The 530-nt window shown below is 58.7% G+C and carries 1 rRNA gene; it reads left to right on the top strand.

Annotated elements, in window-relative coordinates:
• A 23S ribosomal RNA gene (locus tag KVT45_RS55125) occupies positions 1–530 on the top strand; the annotation flags it as partial.

The following is a 530-nucleotide window of genomic DNA, read 5'->3' as shown; positions in this document are numbered from 1 at the left end:
TAATAGCTCACTGGTCTAGTGATTCCGCGCCGACAATGTAGCGGGGCTCAAGCGTACCGCCGAAGTCGTGTCATTGCAGCAATAGGGCCAACGCCTGCTGTGATGGGTAGGGGAGCGTCGTCTGCCGGGTGAAGCAGCCGCGTAAGCGAGTTGTGGACGGTTGACGAGTGAGAATGCAGGCATGAGTAGCGATTCACACGTGGGAAACGTGTGCGCCGATTGACTAAGGGTTCCTGGGTCAAGCTGATCTGCCCAGGGTAAGTCGGGACCTAAGGCGAGGCCGACAGGCGTAGTCGATGGATAACCGGTTGATATTCCGGTACCCGCTGTGAAGCGTCAAACATCGAACCCATTGATGCTAAGGCCGTGAAGCCGCCCTGGAGCCTTCGGGCAAAGGGGAGTGGTGGAGCCGCTGATCCAAGGTGGTAGTAGGTGAGTGATGGGGTGACGCAGGAAGGTAGTCCATCCCGGGCGGTGGTTGTCCCGGGGTAAGGGTGTAGGCCGTGCGGTAGGTAAATCCGTCGCACATT

The organism is Streptomyces sp. GbtcB6, from assembly GCF_019091475.1.
GTDB classification, from domain to species: domain Bacteria; phylum Actinomycetota; class Actinomycetes; order Streptomycetales; family Streptomycetaceae; genus Streptomyces; species Streptomyces hyaluromycini.
This window is presented reverse-complemented; position numbering and strand designations above follow the sequence as displayed.